Genomic DNA, 22,889 nt, shown 5'->3' with positions numbered 1-22,889 from the left:
GGGAGAAGCGCCGAAGTGCCCACGCGCCACGACATCCGTAACGTCGCCATCGTCGCCCACGTCGACCATGGCAAGACGACCATCGTCGATGCCATGCTCAAGCAGGCCGGTGCCTTCGCCGCCCACCAGCACCTCGACGACCGCATGATGGACTCGAACGACCTGGAGCGTGAGAAGGGCATCACGATCCTCGCCAAGAACACGGCGGTGAAGTATCACCCCAAGGACGGCGGGGCCCCGATCACGATCAACATCATCGACACCCCCGGCCACGCCGACTTCGGTGGTGAGGTCGAGCGCGGTCTGTCGATGGTGGACGCCGTCGTTCTGCTGGTGGACGCCTCCGAGGGTCCGCTGCCCCAGACCCGCTTCGTCCTGCGCAAGGCCCTGCAGGCGAAGATGCCGGTCATCCTCTGCATCAACAAGACCGACCGCCCGGACTCCCGGATCGACGAGGTCGTCAACGAGACGTACGACCTCTTCCTGGACCTGGACGCGGACGAGGACCAGATCGAGTTCCCGATCGTCTACGCCTGCGGCCGTGACGGCGTTGCCTCGCTGACCAAGCCCGAGGACGGCACCGTCCCGGCGGACAGCACCAACCTGGAGCCGTTCTTCTCCACCATCCTGGAGCACGTCCCCGCCCCGGTGTACGACGAGGAGGCCCCCCTCCAGGCCCACGTCACCAACCTGGACGCCGACAACTTCCTCGGCCGCATCGCGCTGGTGCGCGTCGAGCAGGGCGAGCTGCGCAAGGGCCAGACCGTCGCGTGGATCAAGCGTGACGGCTCCATCTCCAACGTCCGCATCACCGAGCTGATGATGACCGAGGCGCTCACCCGCAAGCCGGCCGAGGTCGCGGGCCCGGGTGACATCTGCGCGGTCGCCGGTTTCCCCGAGATCATGATCGGCGAGACCCTGGCCGACCCGGAGAACCCGATCGCGCTCCCGCTGATCTCGGTGGACGAGCCGGCGATCTCCATGACCATCGGTACGAACACCTCCCCGATGGTCGGCCGCGGCGGCAGCGGCAAGGGCGCGGACGCCAAGTCCGCCGTCAAGGACCGCAAGGTCACCGCCCGCCAGGTCAAGGACCGTCTGGACCGCGAGCTGGTCGGTAACGTCTCGCTGCGCGTCCTGGAGACCGAGCGTCCCGACGCCTGGGAGGTCCAGGGCCGTGGTGAGCTCGCGCTCGCCATCCTGGTCGAGCAGATGCGCCGCGAGGGCTTCGAGCTGACCATCGGCAAGCCGCAGGTGGTCACGCAGGAGGTCGACGGCAAGGTGCACGAGCCGGTCGAGCGCATGACGATCGACGTCCCCGAGGAGCACATGGGTGCGGTCACGCAGCTCATGGGCGTCCGCAAGGGCCGCATGGACAACATGTCGAACCACGGCTCCGGCTGGGTCCGCATGGAGTTCGTCGTCCCGTCGCGCGGCCTCATCGGCTTCCGTACCGAGTTCCTGACGGGCACGCGCGGTACCGGTATCGCCCACTCGATCCACGAGGGCCACGAGCCGTGGTTCGGCCCGCTGGTCACCCGTAACAACGGTTCGCTGGTCGCGGACCGCGCCGGTTCGGTCACGCCTTTCGCGATGATCAACCTGCAGGAGCGCGGCGTCCTGTTCACCGACCCCGGCACCGAGGTGTACGAGGGCATGATCGTCGGCGAGAACTCGCGCTCCGACGACATGGACGTGAACATCACCAAGGAGAAGAAGCTCACCAACATGCGTGCGGCTTCCGCGGACAACACGGAGAACGTGGTGCCGCCCCGCAAGCTCTCCCTGGAGCAGTCCCTGGAGTTCTGCCGCGACGACGAGTGCGTCGAGGTGACCCCGGAGGCCGTCCGTATCCGCAAGGTCGTCCTGGACCAGAAGGACCGCTCGCGCACCGCGTCGCGCGCCAAGTCCGCCAAGTAGCAGTAGCCGTACGGCCGTTCGCCCGCGCTAGCCCGCGTTTGCTCGGGCGGCGGCCGTGGCGGTCGCCGTCGGCCACAGGGCCCTGGTAGTGCAGCAGCCCCTCCCGTCACGGAGTCCGTGACGGGAGGGGCTGTTCGCTTCTGTCAAGCGGATTTTTGCGTTCAGGTGTCCGTATACCGACCGTGACACTCCGGAAGATGGACCAACCGTCCGTTTCGCACGTGTCTGTCTCCTATCCGTTTGTCCGGATTTCGGGTTTCTGACGCGGATCGATGTTGTGAAAACGAGACCACTTAAGTGTGGTTTACGGCCTGACAGTCCCTGAGGATGGCTCCATTGAGCTCGGGTCAATGGGTCACGCGATGTGGGGATCGCGCCGACTCACGAGCACACTATGGGCAGGGAAATTGCTCGCCGTCAGGGGTGTCGGCGAGGTTTTTCTGCCCCTCAAGTCGATCAGTGGACTCATGAGGAGGAAACCCATGCGCGGTGCCAAGAGCGCCAAGTGGGTCGTGGGCGCGGTTGTCGTCGCCCTGGCCGCTACCGCCTGTGGCGGCGGTGACGGTGACAGCAAGGACAAGGGCAGCGCCAACGGTGGCGTGTTCCGGCTCGGTAGCACCGAGCCGGACACCATCGACCCGGGGCGTGCCCACGAGTCCACCGGCGTGCTGCTGGCCAACGCCCTGTTCACCGGCCTGTACGGCAACACGCCGGACGGCCTGGCCGAGCCCGCGCTCGCCGAGTCGGCGACGTCGGACGATAGCTGCACGTCCTTCACTTTCAAGATCAAGCCCGACACCAAGTTCTCCAACGGCGAGGTCGTCGACGCCGAGTCGTTCGCCCGTGGTTGGGCCCGTGCCGCGCACAAGGCGGCCGCGTCCGACGTGGCGTACCACTTCGCCGGCATCAAGGGTTACGCCGAGCTGCAGGACGGCTCCGCCAAGACCTTCTCCGGTGTCACCACGCCGGATCCGACCACCATCAAGGTGGACCTGTCCAAGGCGGACTGCGAGTTCGTCCTGAAGACGGCGCACAACGCCTACAGCCCGGTCCCGAAGGTCGCCAAGGTCGGCGAAGAGGACAAGGCGTTCGGCGAGTCCCCCATCGGCAACGGTCCGTTCAAGATGGACGGTGCGTGGGACCACAACAAGGCGATCAACCTCGTCCGCAACGACACCTACGGGCTGGAGAAGGCGTCCCTGGGCAAGGTCCAGGTCACCCTCCTCAACGACAAGACCGCGCAGCAGCTCGAGTACGACGGCTTCCAGGCCGGCACCTTCGACTACGCGCACATCCCGACGCCGATGCTGAAGACGGCCGAGGCGAAGTACAAGCCGCAGAACAAGTGGTTCGCCAAGGACACCAGCGGCATGAACTTCGTTCTGCCGATCGGTGACAACGGTCCGACGAACAACAAGGACGCCCGTCTGGCGATCTCCTACGCGATCGACCGTCAGGCCATCGCCAAGGGTGTCTTCCAGGGCTTCCAGACCCCGTCGACCACCATCGTGCCGCCGTCGTTCCCGAAGGCGTTCCAGAAGGACCTGTGCGTCTCCTGCGTCAAGCAGGACGTCGCCAAGGCCAAGGAGCACGCCGAGAAGGGCGGCCTGAAGCCGGGTACCGAGATCAAGTTCAGCTTCAACACCGGTGCGGGCCACGAAGAGTGGGTCCAGGCCATCGCGAAGCAGCTCGAGGACGTTCTCGGCGTCAAGGTCAAGCTGGACGGCAAGGACTTCCCGGGCATGCTCAAGGAGCAGCAGGGTTCCAGCGCGACCGGTATCTACCGCTTCGCGTGGGGCGCGGACTACCCGACCCCGGAGAACTTCCTGTTCCCGCTGCTGCACTCGACCTCGATGTCCAAGGACGCCGAGGGCAACGTGACCGGTGACAACCGCGTCCGTTACAACAACCCCGAGTTCGACAAGCTGATCGACACGGCCCGCGCCACCAAGGACGAGGCCGCGCGACTGGCGATGTACAAGCAGGCCGAGAAGATGGCCATGGACGACATGGCCCTCATCCCGACCTTCAACCGCTCCCAGTTCCGCCTGATGGCGACGGACAAGTTCAACGGTCTGGACGACATCAACTTCAACGAGGACCCGATCCTCGAGAAGATCTCGCTCAAGAAGTAATCGGTTCGGACGGTATATCCGTCAGGAGCGAACGTGCCGCGGCCCCCGGGTGACCGGTGGGCCGCGGCCCCGCTCGGCAGGCCGTTTTTACTTCGGCACCCCTCACATCCGCGGGCAATCCCCGCAGGCCGAGAGCCGGCCCGTTCCTTGGGCCGGAGGCCGCTGCTCCCAGAAGCGGCCAGGTAGAGAGGCAAAACATGGGAAGGTACGTCGCCCGTCGCCTCGGGCAGATGGTCATAGTCCTCATCGGCGCGACCATGGTTCTGTTCGCGTGTCTGTTCGTTCTCCCCGGCGATCCCGTGGGTTCGATCGCGGGCAGTGACAAGGCACGTGACCCCGCAGTGGTCGCGGAACTGAAGGCACGTTACGGGCTCGACAAGTCGCTGCCCGAGCAGTACGTGAACTACGTGACCAAGGTTGCGACCGGAGACCTCGGCGAGGACTTCATCCAGCGCCGCGAGGTGTCCGAAATCCTCGGTCCCAAGCTGCAGAACACCGCGAAGCTGGCCCTGCTGGCCATCGCTCTCGTCACGGTGTTCGGTATGGGCGTGGGCATCATCGCCGCGCTCTACAGATACAGCATCCTGGACATGACCACGACATTTTTTACGACCATGGCGGTCGGTTTCCCAACCTTCGTCATCGGCATGCTGCTCAAGAAGTACTTCGCCGTGGAACTCGGTTGGTTCCCCCCGATCGGCGGCGATCAGCTCAACGGCATGATCCTTCCCGCGGTCACCCTCGCCATCACGGACATCGCGTTCGTCGCCCGCCTCACCCGCGGCACGATGCTGGAGGTGCTGCGCGCGGACTACGTGAAGACGGCCGTGGCCAAGGGACTTCCGCGCCGCCGCGTGCTGTTCAAGCACGTGCTGCGCAACTCGTCCATCCCCGTGGTCACCTACCTGGGTATCTCGTTCGGTGCACTTCTCGGTGGTGCGCTCATCACTGAGGCGATCTTCAACTGGGACGGTGTCGGTCTGGCACTGGTTCAGGCGATTCAGCAGCAGAACAACCCGATCGTGATCGGCGTCGTGACATACAGCGTCGCCATCTTCGTCGTCCTCAGCCTCATCGTGGACCTGCTGTACGCGGCCCTCGACCCGCGTATCCGCCTCAGCTGACCGCCCCCAAGGAGGATTTCCTCATGTCTGAGCTCGCAACGAGCCCGGCGATCGGGGACGAGAACCCCGTGTCGTCCGCTTCGGCCCTGGCCGAACCCCGACCCAAGCAACTGAGTCAGTGGGGCGAGATCCGTCACCGCTTCGTCCAGAACAAGCTGGCCGTCGTCGGCCTCGTCATCATCTCCGCGCTGTTCCTGACCGCCATCTTCGGCGACTACCTCACCCCCTTCGACCCGGGGGCGCAGGACTTGGAGAACACCCTCGTGTCGCCCAACGGCACGCACTGGATGGGTACGGACGCCCTGGGCCGCGACATGTTCTCGCGCCTCATAGTCGGCACCCGCGTGGCCATGTTCGTCGGCCTCGCCTCGATCTTCTTCGCGGTGCTGATCGGTGTCGCCCTCGGCGCCATCGCCGGTTACTTCGCCGGCTTCGCAGACACCCTGGTCATGCGCGTCGCGGACGTCTTCCTCGCGTTCCCGCTGATGATCGGCGCCATCGTCATCATCCTGGTCACCGGCCGTGGCATCACCCCGGTGGTCATCTCGCTGGCGATCTTCTCCTGGGCCACCGTGTCCAGGCTCCTGCGCAGCTCGATCCTGTCGGTGCGCGAGATGGACTACGTCCACGCGGCCAAGGCGCTGGGCGCCAGTGGCTGGCGCGTCGTGCGGACGCACATCCTGCCCAACTCGCTGACCGCCGTGCTGGTCTACGCGACCTTCAACGTCGGCACCACGATCGTCGGCGTGGCGGCGCTCTCCTTCCTCGGCGCCGGCGTCCCCGTCGACGTCCCCGAGTGGGGCAACATGCTGGCGGCCGGACAGGGCTTCATCGGCGTCAATGACTATCTCTGGTACTTCCCGAGCCTGTTCGTCGTCGTCACCGTGCTCGGCTTCGCCTTCGTCGGCGACGGCCTGCGTGACGCGCTCGACCCGAAGCTCCGGTAGGGCCGCGCGATGCCCCGAGACAACATCAGCAAGCAGGACGAAGGTGGCGGCGTGACCACGTCGGAGATTCTCAGCGTTGCGGAGACGGGCGGCGGATCCGCCGTGCCGCTGCTGGAGGTGGACAACCTTCAGGTCGAGTTCAAGACCCGTGACGGGGTCGCCAAGGCCGTCAACGGCGTGAGCTACAGCGTCAACGCCGGCGAGACCCTCGCCGTGCTCGGCGAGTCCGGCTCCGGCAAGTCCGTCACCGCTCAGGCGATCATGGGCATCCTCGACAGCCCGCCCGGACGGGTCGCCGGCGGCGAGGTGCGCTTCCACGGCAAGGACATCCTCAAGATGTCCGACGAGGAGCGCCGCAAGCTCCGCGGCAACAAGATGGCGATGATCTTCCAGGACGCGCTGTCCTCCCTGAACCCGGTCTACTCGGTGGGCGACCAGCTCGGCGAGATGTTCCGGGTCCACCGGGGCGCGTCCAAGAAGGACGCGAAGCTCAAGGCCATCGAGCTCATGGACCGCGTGAAGATCCCCGCCGCCAAGGCGCGCGTGGGTGACTACCCGCACCAGTTCTCCGGCGGCATGCGCCAGCGCATCATGATCGCCATGGCGCTGGCCCTGGAGCCGGACCTGATCATCGCCGACGAGCCGACCACGGCTCTCGACGTGACCGTCCAGGCCCAGGTCATGGACCTGCTCGCGGAGCTCCAGCGCGAGATGAACATGGGCCTGATCCTGATCACCCACGACCTCGGCGTCGTCGCCGACGTCGCGGACAAGATCGCGGTCATGTACGCGGGCCGGATCGTCGAGACCGCTCCGGTCCACGAGATCTACAAGCGCCCGTCCCACCCGTACACCCGTGGCCTGCTGGACTCGATCCCGCGCCTGGACCAGAAGGGCCAGGAGCTCTACGCGATCAAGGGTCTGCCGCCCAACCTGCTCCGCATTCCCGCGGGTTGCGCCTTCAGCCCCCGCTGCCCCAAGGCGCAGGACATCTGCCGCACCGAGATCCCGGTGCTGCACCCGGTCACCGAGCAGGACGGCACCGAACTGCCCGGCCGCGGCAGCGCGTGCCACTTCTGGAAGGACCAGATCCATGGCTGAGCTCACCAAGAACGCCACCGAGCGCGAGCCGATCCTCCAGGTCCGTAACCTGGTCAAGCACTTCCCGCTGACCCAGGGAATCCTGTTCAAGAAGCAGGTCGGCGCGGTCAAGGCGGTCGACGGGATCTCCTTCGACCTCTACCAGGGCGAGACCCTCGGCATCGTCGGCGAGTCCGGCTGTGGCAAGTCCACGGTCGCCAAGCTCCTGATGAACCTGGAGCGCGCGACCGCCGGCGAGGTCTTCTACAAGGGCCAGGACATCAGCAAGCTGTCCGGCCGCGCCCTGAAGGCCGTGCGCCGCAACATCCAGATGGTCTTCCAGGACCCGTACACGTCGCTGAACCCGCGCATGACGGTCGGCGACATCATCGGGGAGCCTTTCGAGATCCACCCCGAGGTGGCTCCCAAGGGCTCGCGCCGGCAGAAGGTCCAGGAGCTCCTGGACGTCGTCGGTCTGAACCCGGAGTACATCAACCGGTACCCGCACCAGTTCTCCGGCGGCCAGCGCCAGCGCATCGGCATCGCCCGCGGCCTCGCCCTGCAGCCGGAGATCATCATCTGCGACGAGCCGGTCTCCGCGCTCGACGTGTCGGTGCAGGCCCAGGTCATCAACCTGATGGAGAAGCTGCAGGACGAGTTCAACCTCTCCTACCTCTTCATCGCGCACGACCTCTCGATCGTCCGGCACATCTCGGACCGCGTGGGCGTCATGTACCTGGGCAAGATGGCCGAGATCGGCTCCGACGCCGAGATCTACGAGCACCCGACCCACCCGTACACCCAGGCGCTGCTCTCGGCCGTCCCGGTCCCGGACCCGTCCGCGCGCGAGGGCCGCGAGCGGATCATCCTCACCGGTGACGTCCCGTCCCCGGCCAACCCGCCGTCGGGCTGCCGCTTCCGCACCCGCTGCTGGAAGGCCCAGGACAAGTGCTCCACCGAGGAGCCGCTGCTGGCGATCCCGGAGCGCTTCAAGGGCGTGAACACCCTGGCCGCGCACGAGTCCGCGTGCCACTTCGCCGAGGAGAAGGCCATCCTGGCCGTCTGACCGGCGCGTTCCTTTCCGACGGCTGGTCCCCGGTGCCTCACGGCGCCGGGGACCAGCCGTTTTCGTCACCGGTGCGGGGCGGTTCCGCCCCCGGGGACCGGACCCTGGGGAAACCGGTTGCGCCCCCGGGAGCAGGGGACGGAGAGTGACGGCATGACCCTCACCGTACGGCCCGCCGGGCCCGGGGACGCGGCCGACATCTGCGCCCTGCTCAATGCAGTCGACGTGATCGAGATCGGCCGCCCGGAGACCGATCTCGGCACCGTCGAGTCCGATCTCAACGCCCCCGACGTGGACCTGGCCACCGATTCCTGGCTCGCGCACCAGGACGGCCGGCTCGTCGCCTACGCCCTCGTCTGGGCGGACTCCGGCCCGGGCCGCGTCGACGGGGACCACTACGTACTGCCCGGCCACTCCGAGGCCGCCCTCCTGCTGCTGGAGCGCATGGAGGCCCGGGCCCGGGAGCTGACCGCCGGTCAGGGCGTCCTGCGACTCCAGCTCAACGTGAAGCCCACCCTCGACCTCTCCCTCCTCACCGGGCGCGGCTACCGCACCATCCGCCGCTACCAGGTCATGACCCGCTCCCTGTCCCCGGCCGCCGACCCGGCGCCGGCCCTTCCGGCCGGACTCACCCTGCGGCACTGCGCCGACGACGAGGCCGACCGCCACCGGGCCCACGCCCTGATCGAGCGGACCTTCGCCGCGCACTTCGGCCATGTGGACCGCCCGTACGAGACCTGGCTGGACCACATGGACGGCCGCAAGCTCGACTGGTCACTGGTGTGGATCGCGAGCCTGCCCGGCCACGGCGACGCGGCCGTGCTGCTCACCCGCGACGACCGTACGAGCATGGCCTGGGTCAGCCACATCGGCGTGGCCGAGGAGGTGCGCGGCCGGGGCATCGGCGGTTTCCTGCTCCGCCACTGCTTCGCCGTCTACGCGGAGCGCGGCCGGGACTCCGTGGGCCTCGGCGTGGACACCCACAACGTGACCGGCGCGCTCGCGCTGTACGAGGCGCACGGCATGGGCCTGCACTACTCGGTCGACTCGTGGGAGCTGGCATTGCACCCCCAGGGGTGACAGGGGCGTGACGCGCGGGTGCAATCGGTCCAACGAGGAGTGTGCAGGGCCCCACATAGGGTGACATTGGCCCCTAAGCGAGTCTTGGGATCCATAGGAGGCACTCCATGCGCGGAGCCACCCATGCCACGTGGGCCGCATGTGCGGTGGCCGTCGCCCTCGCGGCGACGGCCTGCGGCGGCGGTAGCGACAGCGGCGGAGGCGGCGAGGCGGGAATCGTCAGCTCCTCGTGGGGTGACCCGCAGAACCCGCTGGAGCCCGCCAACACCAATGAGGTGCAGGGCGGCAAGGTGCTCGACATGCTCTTCCGGGGCCTCAAGCGATACGACCCGAAGACGGGCGAGGCCCTCGACATGGTCGCCGAGAAGATCGAGACGACGGACAGTCAGAACTTCACCATCACGCTGAAGGACGGCTGGAAGTTCAGCAACGACGAGCCGGTCACCGCGCAGTCCTTCGTCGACGCCTGGAACTACGGCGCGGACGTGCGCAACAAGCAGAACAACTCGCCGTTCTTCTCCGACATCGTCGGTTACGCGGACGTCCACCCCGCCTCCGGTGAGCCCAAGGCCAAGACGATGTCCGGACTGGTCGTCAAGGACGACAAGACCTTCACGGTCGCCCTGAAGAACAAGTTCTCCACCTGGCCCGAGACCCTCGGCTACCAGGCCTTCTCCCCCCTGCCCAAGGCCTTCTTCACCGACCACGCCGCCTGGCTGGACAAGCCGATCGGCAACGGCCCGTACACGGTGGACTCGTACACCAAGGGCACCGGCATGAAGCTGCGCAAGTGGGACACCTACCCCGGTCCGGACAAGGCGCAGAACGGCGGTGTGGACCTGAAGGTCTACACCGACAACAACACCGCCTACACCGACCTGATCTCCGGCAACCTCGACCTCGTCGACGACATCCCGGCGCAGCAGCTGAAGAACGTCAAGAACGACCTGGGCGACCGGTACATCAACCAGCCGGCCCTCATCATCCAGACCCTCACCTTCCCGCTGTACGACCCGCAGTGGAGCAAGGAGGGGATGGAGAACGTCCGGATCGGCATTTCCCGGGCCATCAACCGCGACGAGATCACCAAGCAGATCTTCCGTGAGACCCGCACCCCGGCCAAGGACTGGACCTCCCCGGCCCTCGGCGCGGCGGGCGGCTTCTCCTCCACCGTCTGCGGCGACGCCTGCGTCTACGACCCGGCCGCGGCCAAGAAGCTCATCACGGACGCCGGCGGGCTCCCCGGCGGCAAGGTCACGCTGACCTCCAACGTGGACACCGGCTCGCACCGCGACTGGATGGACGCCGTCTGCAACAGCATCAACAACGCGCTGGGCGAGGGCCCGGTCTGCACGGTCAACCCGATCGGCACCTTCGCCGACTTCCGCAACCAGCAGAGCAGCTTCAAGCTGACCGGTCCCTTCCGTTCCGGCTGGCAGGCCGACTACCCGCTGATCCAGAACTTCCTCCAGCCCCTCTACTACACCGGGGCCTCCTCCAACTACGGGAAGTTCAGCAACGCGGACTTCGACAAGCTCGTCGACGAGGCCAACCAGGAGAGCGACCAGGCCAAGGCCGTCGCGAAGTTCCAGGACTCCGAGAAGATCCTCGCCGCGCAGATGCCGGCCATCCCGCTCTGGTACCAGAACGGCAGCGCGGGCTACGCCGAGCGGCTCTCGGACGTGGCGCTCAACCAGTTCAGCGTCCCCGTGTACGACCAGATCAAGGTCAGCTGACCCGCGTTTCGGATCGATCCTGGAGCAGTCCATGGGACGTTATGTGATCCGGCGGCTGCTCCAGATGATCCCGGTGTTCATCGGCAGCACGTTCCTGATCTTCTTCATGGTGTACGCGCTCGGTGACCCGGTCGCGGCCCTCTTCGGCGACAAGGCGCCCGACCCCGCCACCGCCGCGCGCATCCGCAAGGACCTCTTCCTCGACCAGCCCCTGTGGAAGCAGTACCTCCACTACATGGGCCAGATCTTCCAGGGCGACTTCGGCACGGCCTTCAACGGCCAGCCGGTCACCGAGCTGATGGCCAGCGCCTTCCCCGTCACCCTGCGCCTGACCCTCGTCGCGATCTTCTTCGAGATCGTCATCGGCATCACCCTCGGCGTGGTCAGCGGCCTGCGCCGCGGCAAGTCCGTCGACACCAGCGTGCTCGTGCTCACCCTCGTCGTCATCTCCGTACCGACGTTCGTGACGGGCTATCTGCTCCAGTACCTCTTCGGCGTCAAATGGGGCTGGGTACGGCCCACCGTCTCCCCGGACGCCCCCTTCAACGAGCTGATCCTCCCCGGCATGGTGCTCGCACTGGTCTCCCTCGCCTACGTCACCCGGCTCTCGCGCACCTCCATCGCCGAGAACGTCAAGGCCGACTACGTGCGCACCGCCGTCGCCAAGGGCCTGCCGCGCCGCCGGGTCGTCACCCGCCACCTGCTGCGCAACTCGCTCATCCCCGTCGTCACCTTCATCGGCACCGACATCGGCGCCCTGATGGGCGGCGCCATCGTCACCGAGCGGATCTTCAACATCCACGGCGTCGGATACCAGCTCTACCAGGGGATCCTGCGCAACAACTCCCCGACGGTGGTCGGCTTCGTGACCATCCTCGTCATCGTCTTCCTGCTGGCGAACCTGCTCGTCGACCTGCTCTACGCGGTCCTGGACCCGAGGATCCGTTATGCCTGACCCGGAGCGTCCCGAAGGGCCCGGCGGTTACGATCCCGTCGGGCCCCGTCCGCACGAGGCGGTCTCCCCGACCGGCCAGGGGGGACCCATGGATCTGGCTCTGGAGGAGGCCGAGAGCGTCGAGGGCATCGAGAAGGACGGCCCGCCGGGCGGGACCGGCCCCGGCGAGAAGCCCCGCTCCCTGTGGTCCGACGCCTGGCACCAGCTGCGCCGCAACCCCGTCTTCGTCATCTCCTCGCTGATGATCCTCTTCCTCGTGATCATCTCGATCTGGCCGCAGCTCATCGCGAGCGGCGACCCGCTGCAGTGCGACCTGTCCAAGTCGCAGCAGGGCTCCTCCCCGGGCCACCCCTTCGGCTACGACACCCAGGGCTGCGACGTGTACACCCGTACCGTCTACGGGGCCCGCGCCTCCATCACCGTGGGCGTCTGCGCCACCTTCGGCGCCGCCCTGCTCGGCTCGCTGCTCGGCGGGCTCGCCGGGTTCTTCGGCGGCTGGGGCGACGCGCTGCTCTCGCGGGTCGCCGACATCTTCTTCGGCATCCCCGTCGTCCTCGGCGGCCTGGTCTTCCTGTCCGTCGTCACCAGCACCACCGTCTGGCCGGTGGTCGGCTTCATCGTGCTCCTCGGCTGGCCGCAGATCGCCCGCATCGGCCGCGGCTCCGTCATCACCGCCAAACAGAACGACTACGTCCAGGCGGCCCGGGCCCTCGGCGCCGGCAACGGCCGGATGATGCTCCGGCACGTGGCGCCCAACGCCATCGCCCCGGTCATCGTCGTCGCCACCATCGCGCTCGGCACCTACATCGCCCTGGAGGCCACTCTGTCCTTCCTCGGCGTCGGCCTGCGCCCGCCCACCGTCTCCTGGGGCATCGACATCTCCAACGCGGCCTCGCAGATCCGCAACGCTCCGCACATGCTGCTCTGGCCGGCCGGCGCGCTGAGCCTGACCGTGCTCGCCTTCATCATGCTCGGCGACGCGGTGCGCGACGCCCTCGACCCCAAGCTGCGCTGAGGAGCCCCGCACATGCTGCTCGAAGTCCGCGACCTGCACGTGGAATTCAAGACGCGCGACGGAGTCGCCAAGGCCGTCAACGGCGTCAACTACTCGGTGGCCGAGGGGGAGACGCTCGCCGTGCTCGGCGAGTCGGGCTCCGGCAAGTCGGTCACCGCCCAGGCCGTGATGGGCATCCTCGACGTGCCGCCGGGCCGGATCGCGGGCGGCGAGATCCTCTTCAAGGGCAAGGACCTCCTCACGATGAAGGAGGAGCAGCGGCGCAAGATCCGCGGCGCCGAGATGGCGATGATCTTCCAGGACGCCCTCTCCTCCCTGAACCCGGTCCTGAGCGTGGGCGCACAGCTCGCCGAGATGTACGAGGTGCACCGCGGGATGTCCCGCAAGGACGCCAAGGGCAAGGCCGTCGAGCTGATGGACCGGGTCAAGATCCCGGCGGCGAAGGAGCGGGTGGGGGACTACCCGCACCAGTTCTCGGGCGGCATGCGCCAGCGCATCATGATCGCGATGGCGCTGGCCCTGGAGCCCTCGCTGATCATCGCGGACGAGCCGACGACGGCCCTGGACGTCACCGTCCAGGCCCAGGTGATGGATCTGCTCGCCGAGCTCCAGCGGGAGCTGAACATGGGCCTCATCCTGATCACCCACGACCTGGGCGTGGTCGCGGACGTGGCCGACAAGATCGCGGTCATGTACGCGGGCCGGATCGTCGAGGCGGCCCCCGTCCACGAGATCTACAAGGCGCCCGCGCACCCGTACACGCGCGGCCTGCTGGACTCGATCCCGCGCCTGGACCAGAAGGGCCAGGAGCTGTACGCCATCAAGGGCCTGCCGCCGAACCTGGTGGCCATCCCGCCGGGCTGCGCCTTCAACCCGCGCTGCCCGATGGCGCAGGCGGTGTGCCGCACCGACGTTCCGCCGCTGTACCGGGTGACCGAGTCCCCGGTGGAGCGGACCAGCGCCTGCCACTTCTGGAAGGAGTGCCTCCATGGCTGAGCCCCTGCTGGAAGTGAAGGACCTGGTCAAGCACTACCCGCTGACCCGGGGCATCGTCTTCCGCAAGCAGGTCGGCGCGGTCAAGGCGGTCGACGGGGTCTCCTTCGACCTGCGCGCCGGCGAGACGCTCGGCATCGTGGGCGAGTCCGGCTGCGGGAAGTCCACCGTGGCCAAGATGCTGGTCAATCTGGAGCGGCCGACGGCGGGCGCGATCTCGTACAAGGGCGAGGACATCACCAAGCTGTCGGGGCGCGCCCTGAAGGCCGTGCGCCGCAACATCCAGATGGTCTTCCAGGACCCGTACACGTCGCTGAACCCGCGCATGACGGTCGGCGACATCATCGGGGAGCCCTACGAGATCCACCCCGAGGTGGCTCCCAAGGGCTCGCGCCGGCGACGCGTCCAGGAACTCCTGGACGTCGTCGGCCTGAACCCGGAGTACATCAACCGGTACCCGCACCAGTTCTCCGGCGGCCAGCGCCAGCGCATCGGCATCGCCCGCGGCCTCGCCCTGCAGCCCGAGATCATCGTCGCCGACGAGCCCGTCTCGGCGCTGGACGTCTCCGTCCAGGCCCAGGTGATCAACCTGCTGGACCGGCTGCAGAGCGACTTCGACCTGTCCTACGTCTTCATCGCGCACGACCTCTCGATCGTCCGGCACATCTCCGACCGGGTCGGCGTCATGTACCTGGGCCGGATCGTCGAGATCGGCACCGACCGCCAGATCTACGACCACCCGACCCACCCGTACACCCAGGCGCTGCTCTCGGCCGTCCCGGTCCCGGACCCGGAGGCCCGCGCCCACCGCGAGCGGATCATCCTCACCGGCGACGTGCCGTCCCCGGCCAACCCGCCCTCGGGCTGCCCCTTCCGCACCCGCTGCTGGAAGGCCGAGCCCCGCTGCACGGCGGAGGTCCCGCTGCTCGCGGTCCCCGAGGTCTTCCCCTCGGGCCCGGCGGCGCACCCGTCGGCCTGCCACTTCGCGGCGGAGAAGCAGGTGGTCCCGCCGTCGGACCAGCCGCCCCCGCCGCCGCCCCCGCCGCCCCCGTCCCCGCCGCCGGCGGATCCGCTGACGAAGGAGTAGCCGCAGACCGATCATTTCCGGCCACCGCTGTGTGCCGGGTGGGGAAACGGCAGGCACCCCCGGCAACTCCGTTTACACGGGGGCAACTTGACCGTTTCTGCCCCGAGATCTGGGGCATGCAACCTGGATGCCGTGCGGCCGTGCGGGTGCCGACAGCCGGCCGGGGAGGCGTACAGCCTCGCCGGCCGGCCTCCCCGTGACCCCACTCATGCGCGGCATGCGCCCCTCGTGCTGCCGGATTTCGATCGATGCGCTGGTACGGATAGTTATGATCCGTAGCGCACGGTGGGTATGACTCCTGCCGAGCACGAATACGCGTACCGATGTCCGCTCGACGTGGAGGTGAAACGCCGTGGCACTCTCGATCTCCGCCGTGGTGCTGCTGGCGATCATCGTCTTCCTGCTGGTCCGAAGGGCGGGCCTGAAGGCGGGACATGCGGTGGTCTGCGTACTGCTCGGCTTCTACCTGGCGAGTTCCACCATCGCCCCGACCCTCAGCCAGCTCACCTCGAACGTGGCGAGCATGATCAGTGGCCTCAAGTTCTAGGCCTCGCCTCGTAGGCTAGGCCCCATGAACGGTCTTCCCGCCCGTCGTCTGCTCCTCGTGCACGCGCACCCCGACGACGAGTCGATCAACAACGGCGTCACCATGGCCAAGTACGCGGCCGAGGGCGCCCACGTCGCGTTGGTGACCTGCACCCTGGGCGAGGAGGGTGAGGTCATCCCGCCCGGGCTCGCCCACCTGGCGGCCGACCGCGACGACACCCTCGGCGCCCACCGCGTCGGCGAGCTCGCCGCGGCCATGGCGGAACTGGGCGTCCACGACCACCGGTTCCTCGGCGGCCCCGGCCGCTTCCGGGACTCCGGGATGATGGGCGCCCCGCAGAACCACCGCCCGCAGGCCTTCTGGTCCGCCGACGTGGACGAGGCCGCCGCGTACCTCGTGGAGATCATCCGGGAACTGCGGCCGCAGGTGCTCGTCACCTACGACCCGGACGGCGGATACGGGCACCCCGACCACATCCAGGCCCACCGGGTCGCCATGCGCGCCGCCGAACTGGCGGCGGAGACCGCGTACCGGCGCGACCTCGGCGCGCCCCACACGGTCGGGAAGATCTACTGGAACCGCGTCCCGCGCTCGGTGGTCGAGGAGGGCTTCGCCCGGCTGCGCGCCGCCGGGGGCGAGATGCCCTTCCCCGCGGTGGGCTCGCCCGGGGACGTGCCGGGGGTCGTCGCCGACGAGCGGATCACCACCGAGATCGACGCCAAGGACACCTTCGTGGCGGCGAAGGCGGCCGCCATGCGGGCCCACGCCACCCAGATCGCCGTGGACGGGCCCTTCTTCGCCCTCTCCAACGACCTGGCACAGCCGCTGTTCACCCGCGAGTACTACGAACTGGTCGAGGGTCGGCCGGGCGCCCCGGCGGGCGAACGCGAACACGACCTCTTCGCGGGGGTGGAGGCATGAGCGGCACGGCCACGGCCGGACGGATCGCCGGCTGCCTGGGCATGCTGGTCGCCGGTGCGCTGACCGGCGCGGCCGGCTTGCTGGTGGTCGGCCTCTGGTTCCCCGGCGGTCTGCTGCTCGCCCTGCTGGCCGTCTTCGGGCTGTTCCTCGGCGGGCGGATCGCCCTCGGGACCGGCTTCGGAGTGGGCGGCGCCGCGGCCGGCTGGTTCCTCTCGTACGTGATGCTCAGCATTCCGCGCCCCGAGGGGGACTTCCTCCTCGCTTCGTCCGGAATCGGCGTATATGTCTACCTTTTGGGTGGAACCGTTCTCGCTGTGATGTGTGCCACGATGCGCGGTCCGCTGGATCGGCCGGTTTCGGTCTCCCGGCCTGCCAAGTGACGTGGTGTCGGACCTCGTAGGGAGGTTCGCCGAGGGGCCGCGCCGGTGCCCGCCGGGCGCTTCAGGGGGGTTTGACGGGCTCTATCAGGAACCCCTGATTCCCGCCAGTCAGTTGCGTGCGGGCGACGGCCAGTATGGTGGACGGGCCGCCGAGCTGCCCGCGCACGGTATGACGGGCGGCGGAGCCAACCGGGAGAACCTGCCTTGAGTCGTGAAACCGACAGTTCGTCCTCCGGGCCCAAGGGGCACGGTGGAGCCGCTTACCCCTCGGGTACACCGCCGTACGGAACCGGCCAGTACCCGTCCACGGACGCTGCGGCGACCGCTCCGGAGGAGAACGCTGTGACCTCGAAGCCGTCCACGCCCGATTCCGACGGGCCCAAGACCGAGACCACCCTGACGACCCGGATCCGGATCAACATCCCGGGTTCGCGGCCGATCCCGCCGGTGGTCGTGCGCAAGGCGATGGGCACCAACTCCGGCTCGGCCGGTGCCGGGGAGCGGAGCGCGCCGGAGCCGGCGCCCGAGCAGGCCTCCCCGCCGCCCGCGCAGCGGCGCGGGCCGCAGCCGACCCGTATCGAGGCCGCCCCGGAGCCGGCCGGCGCCCAGGCGCCGCCGCCCGCCCCGGCCGCCGAACCCGAGGAGGCGGCCAGCAACTGGTTCGCCCCCCGCAAGCCGGCCGCCCAGGCACCCGGACCGGCCCCCGCCGCGGCACAGATGCCGCCGGCCGCGGCCGCCCCGCCGCTCGCGCAGCGGCCGTTGCCCACCCGGACGCCGTCCCCGACGCCGACTCCGACGCCCATGCCGCCGCCGGCCGGGCCCGGCGCGGGCTTCGCCCCGCCGCAGCACACCCAGGCTCCGCCGCCCGGACCGGACGCTGCCTTCGCGCCGCAGCGCACCCCGCCGCCCGTCGCGGACTACGGCCAGGGATACGCCCAGGCCCCCGCAGCCCCGATGCCCGGCGGCCCGGGTGTCGGGACGACCCAGGGCTTCCCCGCGTACGGGGGCGACCAGGGCGACGGCGGCCCCGTCACCGAGGCGTTCCCGGCCTACGGCGGCGGCCCCGCCGGACCCACCGGCGGCCCCGGCTTCGGCACCGGCCCCGTCGGCGGCCCGGCCGGCGCGGCCGCCTTCGACGAGGCTCCGCAGTGGCCCGGCCCCGACCTGGACGGCCCGCTGCCGCCCCCGGTACCGGCCCCCGCCCCGGCCGCCTCCCGCCCCGCTGCCGCGCAGCCCAAGGCCACCGGCAAGGCCGCAGGCAAGCCCGCCGGCAAGCCCGCCAAGAAGGGCCGCTCCAAGCTGGTCCTGCTCGGCGGCGGTGTCATCGCCCTCATCGGCGTGGCCTACGGCGCCGGGCTGCTCCTGAACCACTCCGACGTCCCCAAGGGCACCACCGTCCTCGGCGTCGACATCAGCGGCAGCCGCGACGAGGCCGTCTCCAAGCTCCAGACGGCCTTCGGCACCCGCGCCGCCGCCCCGATCCAGCTCAGCGTCGGCGGCAAGCCGGTCGAGCTGAAGCCCGAGAAGGCCGGCCTGACGCTGGACGCCCAGACCACCGTCCGCAACGCGGCCGGCAGCGACTACAACCCGATCACGGTCATCGGCTCGCTCCTCGGCAACGAGCGGGTCGCCGACCCCGTGATGCCGACCGACGAGGAGAAGCTCCAGGTCGCGCTGCAGGAGCTCGCGGGCACCTCCGGTACGGCCACCGAGGGCACGATCAAGTTCGACACCGGCAAGGCCGTCGCCGTCCCCGGTACCCCCGGCACCACCCTCGACGTGGACGCCTCCGTCCAGCTGGTGGCCAAGACCTTCAAGGACCAGGTCGCCACCGGCAAGGCGGCCGTGGCCGAACTGCCGACCACCGCCAAGGCGCCGGCCATCGGCCAGGCCGAACTGGACCGGGCCATGAAGGAGTTCGCCGAGCCCGCGATGTCCGCGAACGCCACGGTCAAGGTGGGTGCCAAGTCCATCGCCTTCGGCGCCAGGTCCCTGCCCAAGATCCTCAGCATGCAGCCCGTCGACGGCCGCCTGACCGAGAAGTTCGACCTGGAGGCGCTCAAGGCGACCTACGGGAACACCTTCGACGGGATCCTGATCACCCGCGGCACCGGCGAGAAGACGGCCGTCACCCCGCAGGACATCGCCGGCGCCCTCGGCAAGGCCCTGCGCGGCAAGACCACCGCCGAGCGCACCGTGGTCGTCGACACCAACCCGAACTAGCCCGTCCCGTTCCCTCCGGATCGGCCGACCGGTGCCCCCGCCCGTACCCCGGGCGGGGGCACTGTCATGTCCGCCGCATGACATCTGTCATCCGGCACACACGACGCCCGACACTGCCGAGCGGAACCCCGTACGGGCGAAGCTCTCTCCATGACGACGACCGCGACACGCACCGCGAAGCCCGCCACCGACCGCGTGGTCAGCTTCGAGAACGTGACCAAGAGCTACGGCACGGTCCGGGCGGTCGACGGCCTCTCCCTCACGCTCCACCCGGGCGAGACCGTCGCGCTCCTCGGCCCCAACGGCGCCGGCAAGTCCTCCACCCTCGACCTCCTCCTCGGCCTGCGCCCCGCCGACTCCGGCACCGTCCGGATCTTCGGCACCACCCCGCGCGAGGCCGTCGCCGCCGGCCGGGTCGGCGCGATGCTGCAGAGCGGCGGCCTGATGGAGGAGGTGACCGTACGGGAGATCGTCGCCCTCGGCTGCGCCCTGCACCCGCGGCCGCACCCGGTCGACCAGGTGCTCTCCCGGGCCGGCGTCGACAAGATCGCCGACCGCCGGGTCGACAAGCTCTCCGGCGGCCAGGAGCAGCGTGTGCGCTTCGCGCTCGCCACGGCCGGCGACAACGACCTGATCGTGCTCGACGAGCCGACCACCGGCATGGACGTCACCGCCCGCCAGTCCTTCTGGGCCACCATGCGGGAACAGGCCGACCAGGGCCGTACGGTCCTCTTCGCCACCCACTACCTGGAAGAGGCCGACGCGATCGCCGACCGGGTCCTGGTGCTCGGCAAGGGCCGGCTGCTCGCGGACGGCACCGCCGCGGAGATCAAGGCCAAGGCCGGGGCCCGGAAGATCTCCTTCGACCTGAGCGACCCCGCCGACGGCGCGATCGGCCGGCTGCGCGCGCTGCCCTTCCTGACGGCCTTCGAGCACCACGGCGACACCGTCCGCATCCAGTCCCGCGACGCCGACGCCACCGTCCACGCCGTGTACGCGCTCGGGCTGTACCCCCGCAATCTGGAGGTCGCGGGCCTCGGCCTGGAACAGGCCTTCATCGCCCTCACCGAGGCCGAGGAGGCCACCCAGTGAACGCCCTCATCAAGCTGGAGATCGTCCGTGCCCTGCGGAACAAGAAGTACCTCTTCTTCACGATCATGTACCCGGCCGCGCTGTTCCTGATGCTCGGCGGAACCCTCGACGGCACCACCAGGGTCATGGGCACCGAACTGACCATGCCCGCCTTCTACATGGTCGCCATGGCCTCCTTCGGCGCCCTGACCGCCGTCCTGATGGGCAACAGCGAACGCATCGCCAAGGAACGGGAGAAGGGCTGGGTCCGCCAGCTGCGCCTCACCGCCCTCCCCGGCCGCGGCTACGTCCTCGCCAAGACGGCGGGCGCCGGAGTGCTCTCGCTCCCCGCCATCCTGGTCGTCTTCGCGGTGGCGGCCGCCGTGAAGGGCGTACGGTTCGAGGCCTGGCAGTGGCTCGCCCTCACCGGCTCGATCTGGGCCGGCAGCCTCGTCTTCGCGGCCCTCGGCGTCGCCCTCGGATACCTGGCCAGCGGGGACAACGTCCGCCCCATCACGATGCTCGTCTACTTCGCGCTGTCGATCCTCGGCGGCCTGTGGATGCCCACCGCGAACTTCCCGCAGTGGCTCCAGAACATCTGCGAGTGGCTCCCCACCCACGCCTACGCGGGCCTGGGCCAGGCCATCGAGCTCGGTGGCGCCCCCCGGGCCGGGGACGTCGCGCTCCTCGCGGTGTACTTCGTACTGTTCACCGGTGCGGCCGCCTGGCTGTACCGCAAGGACTCACTGAAGGCATGAAACCCGTGGCGCTGACGAAGGAAGGCGAGGACCGGGACTTCCTGGAGATCGCCAAGCAGCCGGAGAACCGCCACCAGAAGATGGTGAAGATGCTCTGGATCAGCATCTGGCTCTTCTACCTGAGCGCCCCCGTCGCCGACCTGGCCGACGGCGGGCACAGCCCCGGCGCCCGGGTGCTCGGCGGCCTGGGCCTCGCGGTCTTCGTCGCCTGGTACCTGGTGCTGGTCTTCCGCACCGCCCGCCCGATGCCGGTCCGCCGGGTGCTGTTCTCCCTGGCGGTGCTCTCCGCCGAGGCCATGGTCCTGTCGCTGGCCCTGGGCCGCGAATGGCTCGTCCTCTTCGTCTACGTGGCCATCTCCTCCGGAGCCGCGCTGCCGGCCCGGTACTCCCGCTGGACCGTCCTCGGCACCACCGCCCTGCTCGCGGTCACGGCGAACGCGGTCCCGGACGGCACCGCCTACCTGGCGGGGCTGCTGATCCCGGCCCTCATGGGCGGCTACGCGATGGTCGGAGTCCGGGCGATGATCCGCACCACGATGGAGCTGCGCGAAGCCCGGGCCACCGTGGCCCAGCTCGCGGCCAACGAGGAACGGCTGCGGATGGCCCGGGACCTGCACGACCTGCTGGGGCACTCGCTGTCGCTGATCACGCTGAAGAGCGAGCTGGCGGGCCGGATGCTGCCCGGGCAGCCGGAGGCGGCCGCCCAGCAGGTCGCCGACATCGAGCAGGTCAGCCGGCAGGCGCTGGTCGACGTACGCGAAGCGGTGAGCGGCTACCGGCGGCCCACCCTCCCCGGCGAACTCGCCGGCGCGCGCACGGCCCTGGCCGCGGCGGGCGTCCTGGCCGAGCTCCCGGCGCCCCCGGCCGACGACCTTCCCGAGGCGGCGGAATCGGCCCTGGCCTGGTCCCTGCGCGAAGCGGTGACGAACGTGGTGCGGCACAGCGGCGCGAAGCGCTGCCGGGTCACGCTGGAGACCAGCCAGACCCTCGACGGGCCGGTACTGGAACTGACCGTCACGGACGACGGCGCGAGCGGCGGCCAGAGCGGCCCCGGCAACGGTCTGACCGGCCTGACGGAACGTCTGGAGGCCCTCGGCGGCACCCTGTCGGCAGGCCCCGCCGGCCGGGCCGGCTTCGCCCTCACGGCCCGAGTCCCCCTAGGATCGAGCACATGACCTCACGTCCCATCCGCATCCTCCTGGCGGAGGACCAGTCGATGGTCCGCGAGGCCCTCGCCGCGCTGCTCGGCCTGGAACCCGACATCGAGGTACGGGTCCAGGTGGCCCGCGGCGACGAGGTGCTGGCGGCGGCCCGCGCGCACGACGTGAACGTGGCCCTGCTGGACATCGAGATGCCGGGCATGACGGGCATCGAGGCGGCGGCCGCCCTGCACGCCGAACTCCCCGCCCTGCGGATCGTCATCCTGACCACCTTCGGCCGCCCCGGCTACCTCCGCGGCACGATGGAGGCGGGCGCCTCCGCCTTCCTGGTCAAGGACGCCCCGGCCGCGCAGCTGGCGGCCGCCGTACGCAAGGTCCTCCAGGGGGAGCGGGTCATCGACCCCACCCTGGCCGCGGCCGCCCTCGCGGAGGGTGCGAACCCGCTGACCGACCGCGAACGGGAGGTCCTGCGGGAGGCGGAGAGCGGCGCGACCAACGCGGAACTCGCGGCGCGGCTCCACCTGTCCCAGGGCACGGTCCGCAACTACCTCTCGACGGCGATCCAGAAACTGGCGGCCCGCAACCGCGCGGAGGCCGTGCGCGTGGCCCGCGAAAAGGGCTGGCTCTAGCCAACCCAGCCCCGCCGGCGTTTGAGGCGCGGTCCGGGCGGAGCCCGGTGCCCGGCGGAGCC

Annotated in this window: 20 protein-coding genes; all 20 read left to right on the top strand. The window is 69.5% G+C overall.

The genetic code is table 11. The annotated features are described in order from the left end of the window. The first annotated feature begins 15 nt into the window (after positions 1–15). The 20 genes from typA (at position 16) to ACFY04_RS11275 (ending at position 22,827) form a co-directional block, all read left to right on the top strand. Entirely contained in the window at positions 16–1,920 is a 1,905-nt protein-coding gene (gene typA / locus ACFY04_RS11370; protein ID WP_266380445.1) for a translational GTPase TypA, read from the top strand. 482 nt (positions 1,921–2,402) lie between these two features. Further along, positions 2,403–4,055: an ABC transporter substrate-binding protein gene (locus ACFY04_RS11365; RefSeq protein ID WP_389115777.1), complete on the top strand. Its 1,653-nt coding sequence runs from the start codon at positions 2,403–2,405 to the stop codon at positions 4,053–4,055. A gap of 197 nt (positions 4,056–4,252) precedes the next feature. Beyond that, positions 4,253–5,179, top strand: a complete 927-nt coding sequence (locus tag ACFY04_RS11360) for an ABC transporter permease (RefSeq protein ID WP_389115775.1) — start codon at positions 4,253–4,255, stop codon at positions 5,177–5,179. Between the two features lie 23 nt (positions 5,180–5,202). After that, the gene (locus ACFY04_RS11355) at positions 5,203–6,126 is read left to right on the top strand and encodes an ABC transporter permease (RefSeq protein WP_389115774.1); all 924 of its coding nucleotides are present in this window, start codon (positions 5,203–5,205) and stop codon (positions 6,124–6,126) included. Positions 6,127–6,177: 51 nt separating this feature from the next. Then, positions 6,178–7,227 (top strand): ABC transporter ATP-binding protein, encoded by a 1,050-nt coding sequence (locus ACFY04_RS11350; RefSeq protein WP_389115772.1) that lies wholly within the window; start codon positions 6,178–6,180, stop codon positions 7,225–7,227. After that, positions 7,220–8,272, top strand: a complete 1,053-nt coding sequence (locus ACFY04_RS11345) for an ABC transporter ATP-binding protein (protein ID WP_389115770.1) — start codon at positions 7,220–7,222, stop codon at positions 8,270–8,272. Before ACFY04_RS11350 ends, ACFY04_RS11345 begins: the two co-directional genes overlap by 8 nt. Before the next feature lie 153 nt (positions 8,273–8,425). Beyond that, positions 8,426–9,352 carry a GNAT family N-acetyltransferase gene (locus tag ACFY04_RS11340; RefSeq protein ID WP_389115769.1) on the top strand — a complete coding sequence of 309 codons (927 nt, stop codon included), beginning with the start codon at positions 8,426–8,428 and terminating at the stop codon, positions 9,350–9,352. Positions 9,353–9,459: 107 nt separating this feature from the next. Then, positions 9,460–11,088, top strand: a complete 1,629-nt coding sequence (locus ACFY04_RS11335; protein ID WP_389115767.1) for an ABC transporter substrate-binding protein — start codon at positions 9,460–9,462, stop codon at positions 11,086–11,088. A 31-nt stretch (positions 11,089–11,119) separates the two neighbouring features. Then, positions 11,120–12,043, top strand: a complete 924-nt coding sequence (locus ACFY04_RS11330) for an ABC transporter permease (protein ID WP_389115766.1) — start codon at positions 11,120–11,122, stop codon at positions 12,041–12,043. Beyond that, positions 12,036–13,058 carry an ABC transporter permease gene (locus ACFY04_RS11325; protein ID WP_389115764.1) on the top strand — a complete coding sequence of 341 codons (1,023 nt, stop codon included), beginning with the start codon at positions 12,036–12,038 and terminating at the stop codon, positions 13,056–13,058. Before ACFY04_RS11330 ends, ACFY04_RS11325 begins: the two co-directional genes overlap by 8 nt. A 12-nt stretch (positions 13,059–13,070) precedes the next feature. Then, complete coding sequence (locus tag ACFY04_RS11320) at positions 13,071–14,054, top strand: ABC transporter ATP-binding protein (RefSeq protein WP_389115763.1); 984 nt, start codon at positions 13,071–13,073, stop codon at positions 14,052–14,054. Beyond that, positions 14,047–15,138: an ABC transporter ATP-binding protein gene (locus ACFY04_RS11315; RefSeq protein ID WP_389115761.1), complete on the top strand. Its 1,092-nt coding sequence runs from the start codon at positions 14,047–14,049 to the stop codon at positions 15,136–15,138. The genes ACFY04_RS11320 and ACFY04_RS11315 overlap by 8 nt, the downstream gene beginning before the upstream one ends. 352 nt (positions 15,139–15,490) lie before the next feature. Beyond that, a complete protein-coding gene (locus ACFY04_RS11310; RefSeq protein ID WP_030012369.1) occupies positions 15,491–15,685 on the top strand; it encodes a hypothetical protein in 195 nt (64 codons plus the stop codon). A 24-nt stretch (positions 15,686–15,709) separates the two neighbouring features. Next, a complete protein-coding gene (gene mshB, locus ACFY04_RS11305) occupies positions 15,710–16,606 on the top strand; it encodes an N-acetyl-1-D-myo-inositol-2-amino-2-deoxy-alpha-D-glucopyranoside deacetylase (RefSeq protein WP_389115759.1) in 897 nt (298 codons plus the stop codon). Further along, entirely contained in the window at positions 16,603–16,986 is a 384-nt protein-coding gene (locus ACFY04_RS11300; protein ID WP_389115758.1) for a DUF6113 family protein, read from the top strand. Before mshB ends, ACFY04_RS11300 begins: the two co-directional genes overlap by 4 nt. A gap of 342 nt (positions 16,987–17,328) precedes the next feature. After that, complete coding sequence (locus tag ACFY04_RS11295; RefSeq protein ID WP_389115756.1) at positions 17,329–19,209, top strand: hypothetical protein; 1,881 nt, start codon at positions 17,329–17,331, stop codon at positions 19,207–19,209. Between the two features lie 150 nt (positions 19,210–19,359). Then, the gene (locus ACFY04_RS11290; RefSeq protein ID WP_389115755.1) at positions 19,360–20,301 is read left to right on the top strand and encodes an ABC transporter ATP-binding protein; all 942 of its coding nucleotides are present in this window, start codon (positions 19,360–19,362) and stop codon (positions 20,299–20,301) included. Next, the gene (locus tag ACFY04_RS11285) at positions 20,298–21,038 is read left to right on the top strand and encodes an ABC transporter permease (protein ID WP_389115753.1); all 741 of its coding nucleotides are present in this window, start codon (positions 20,298–20,300) and stop codon (positions 21,036–21,038) included. Before ACFY04_RS11290 ends, ACFY04_RS11285 begins: the two co-directional genes overlap by 4 nt. Then, positions 21,035–22,213 carry a sensor histidine kinase gene (locus ACFY04_RS11280; RefSeq protein ID WP_389115751.1) on the top strand — a complete coding sequence of 393 codons (1,179 nt, stop codon included), beginning with the start codon at positions 21,035–21,037 and terminating at the stop codon, positions 22,211–22,213. Before ACFY04_RS11285 ends, ACFY04_RS11280 begins: the two co-directional genes overlap by 4 nt. Continuing rightward, positions 22,210–22,827, top strand: coding sequence for a DNA-binding response regulator (locus tag ACFY04_RS11275; RefSeq protein ID WP_389115749.1), 618 nt, complete (start codon positions 22,210–22,212; stop codon positions 22,825–22,827). The genes ACFY04_RS11280 and ACFY04_RS11275 overlap by 4 nt, the downstream gene beginning before the upstream one ends. Positions 22,828–22,889: the final 62 nt, after the last annotated feature.

The organism is Streptomyces sp. NPDC001549, assembly GCF_042894025.1.
Taxonomy (GTDB): Bacteria; Actinomycetota; Actinomycetes; order Streptomycetales; family Streptomycetaceae; genus Streptomyces; species Streptomyces kutzneri.
Note: the sequence above shows the minus strand (reverse complement) of the source record. Positions and strands in the feature narration are given on the sequence as shown.

Coding starts and splice junctions, on each gene's coding strand:
- ACFY04_RS11275 (WP_389115749.1), top strand. CDS start 22,210: ATGACCTCACGTCCCATCCGCATCCTCCTGGCGGAGGACCAGTCGATG.
- ACFY04_RS11315 (WP_389115761.1), top strand. CDS start 14,047: ATGGCTGAGCCCCTGCTGGAAGTGAAGGACCTGGTCAAGCACTACCCG.
- ACFY04_RS11300 (WP_389115758.1), top strand. CDS start 16,603: ATGAGCGGCACGGCCACGGCCGGACGGATCGCCGGCTGCCTGGGCATG.
- ACFY04_RS11360 (WP_389115775.1), top strand. CDS start 4,253: ATGGGAAGGTACGTCGCCCGTCGCCTCGGGCAGATGGTCATAGTCCTC.
- ACFY04_RS11345 (WP_389115770.1), top strand. CDS start 7,220: ATGGCTGAGCTCACCAAGAACGCCACCGAGCGCGAGCCGATCCTCCAG.
- mshB (WP_389115759.1), top strand. CDS start 15,710: ATGAACGGTCTTCCCGCCCGTCGTCTGCTCCTCGTGCACGCGCACCCC.
- ACFY04_RS11355 (WP_389115774.1), top strand. CDS start 5,203: ATGTCTGAGCTCGCAACGAGCCCGGCGATCGGGGACGAGAACCCCGTG.
- ACFY04_RS11320 (WP_389115763.1), top strand. CDS start 13,071: ATGCTGCTCGAAGTCCGCGACCTGCACGTGGAATTCAAGACGCGCGAC.
- ACFY04_RS11325 (WP_389115764.1), top strand. CDS start 12,036: ATGCCTGACCCGGAGCGTCCCGAAGGGCCCGGCGGTTACGATCCCGTC.
- ACFY04_RS11280 (WP_389115751.1), top strand. CDS start 21,035: ATGAAACCCGTGGCGCTGACGAAGGAAGGCGAGGACCGGGACTTCCTG.
- ACFY04_RS11365 (WP_389115777.1), top strand. CDS start 2,403: ATGCGCGGTGCCAAGAGCGCCAAGTGGGTCGTGGGCGCGGTTGTCGTC.
- ACFY04_RS11335 (WP_389115767.1), top strand. CDS start 9,460: ATGCGCGGAGCCACCCATGCCACGTGGGCCGCATGTGCGGTGGCCGTC.
- ACFY04_RS11330 (WP_389115766.1), top strand. CDS start 11,120: ATGGGACGTTATGTGATCCGGCGGCTGCTCCAGATGATCCCGGTGTTC.
- ACFY04_RS11340 (WP_389115769.1), top strand. CDS start 8,426: ATGACCCTCACCGTACGGCCCGCCGGGCCCGGGGACGCGGCCGACATC.
- ACFY04_RS11290 (WP_389115755.1), top strand. CDS start 19,360: ATGACGACGACCGCGACACGCACCGCGAAGCCCGCCACCGACCGCGTG.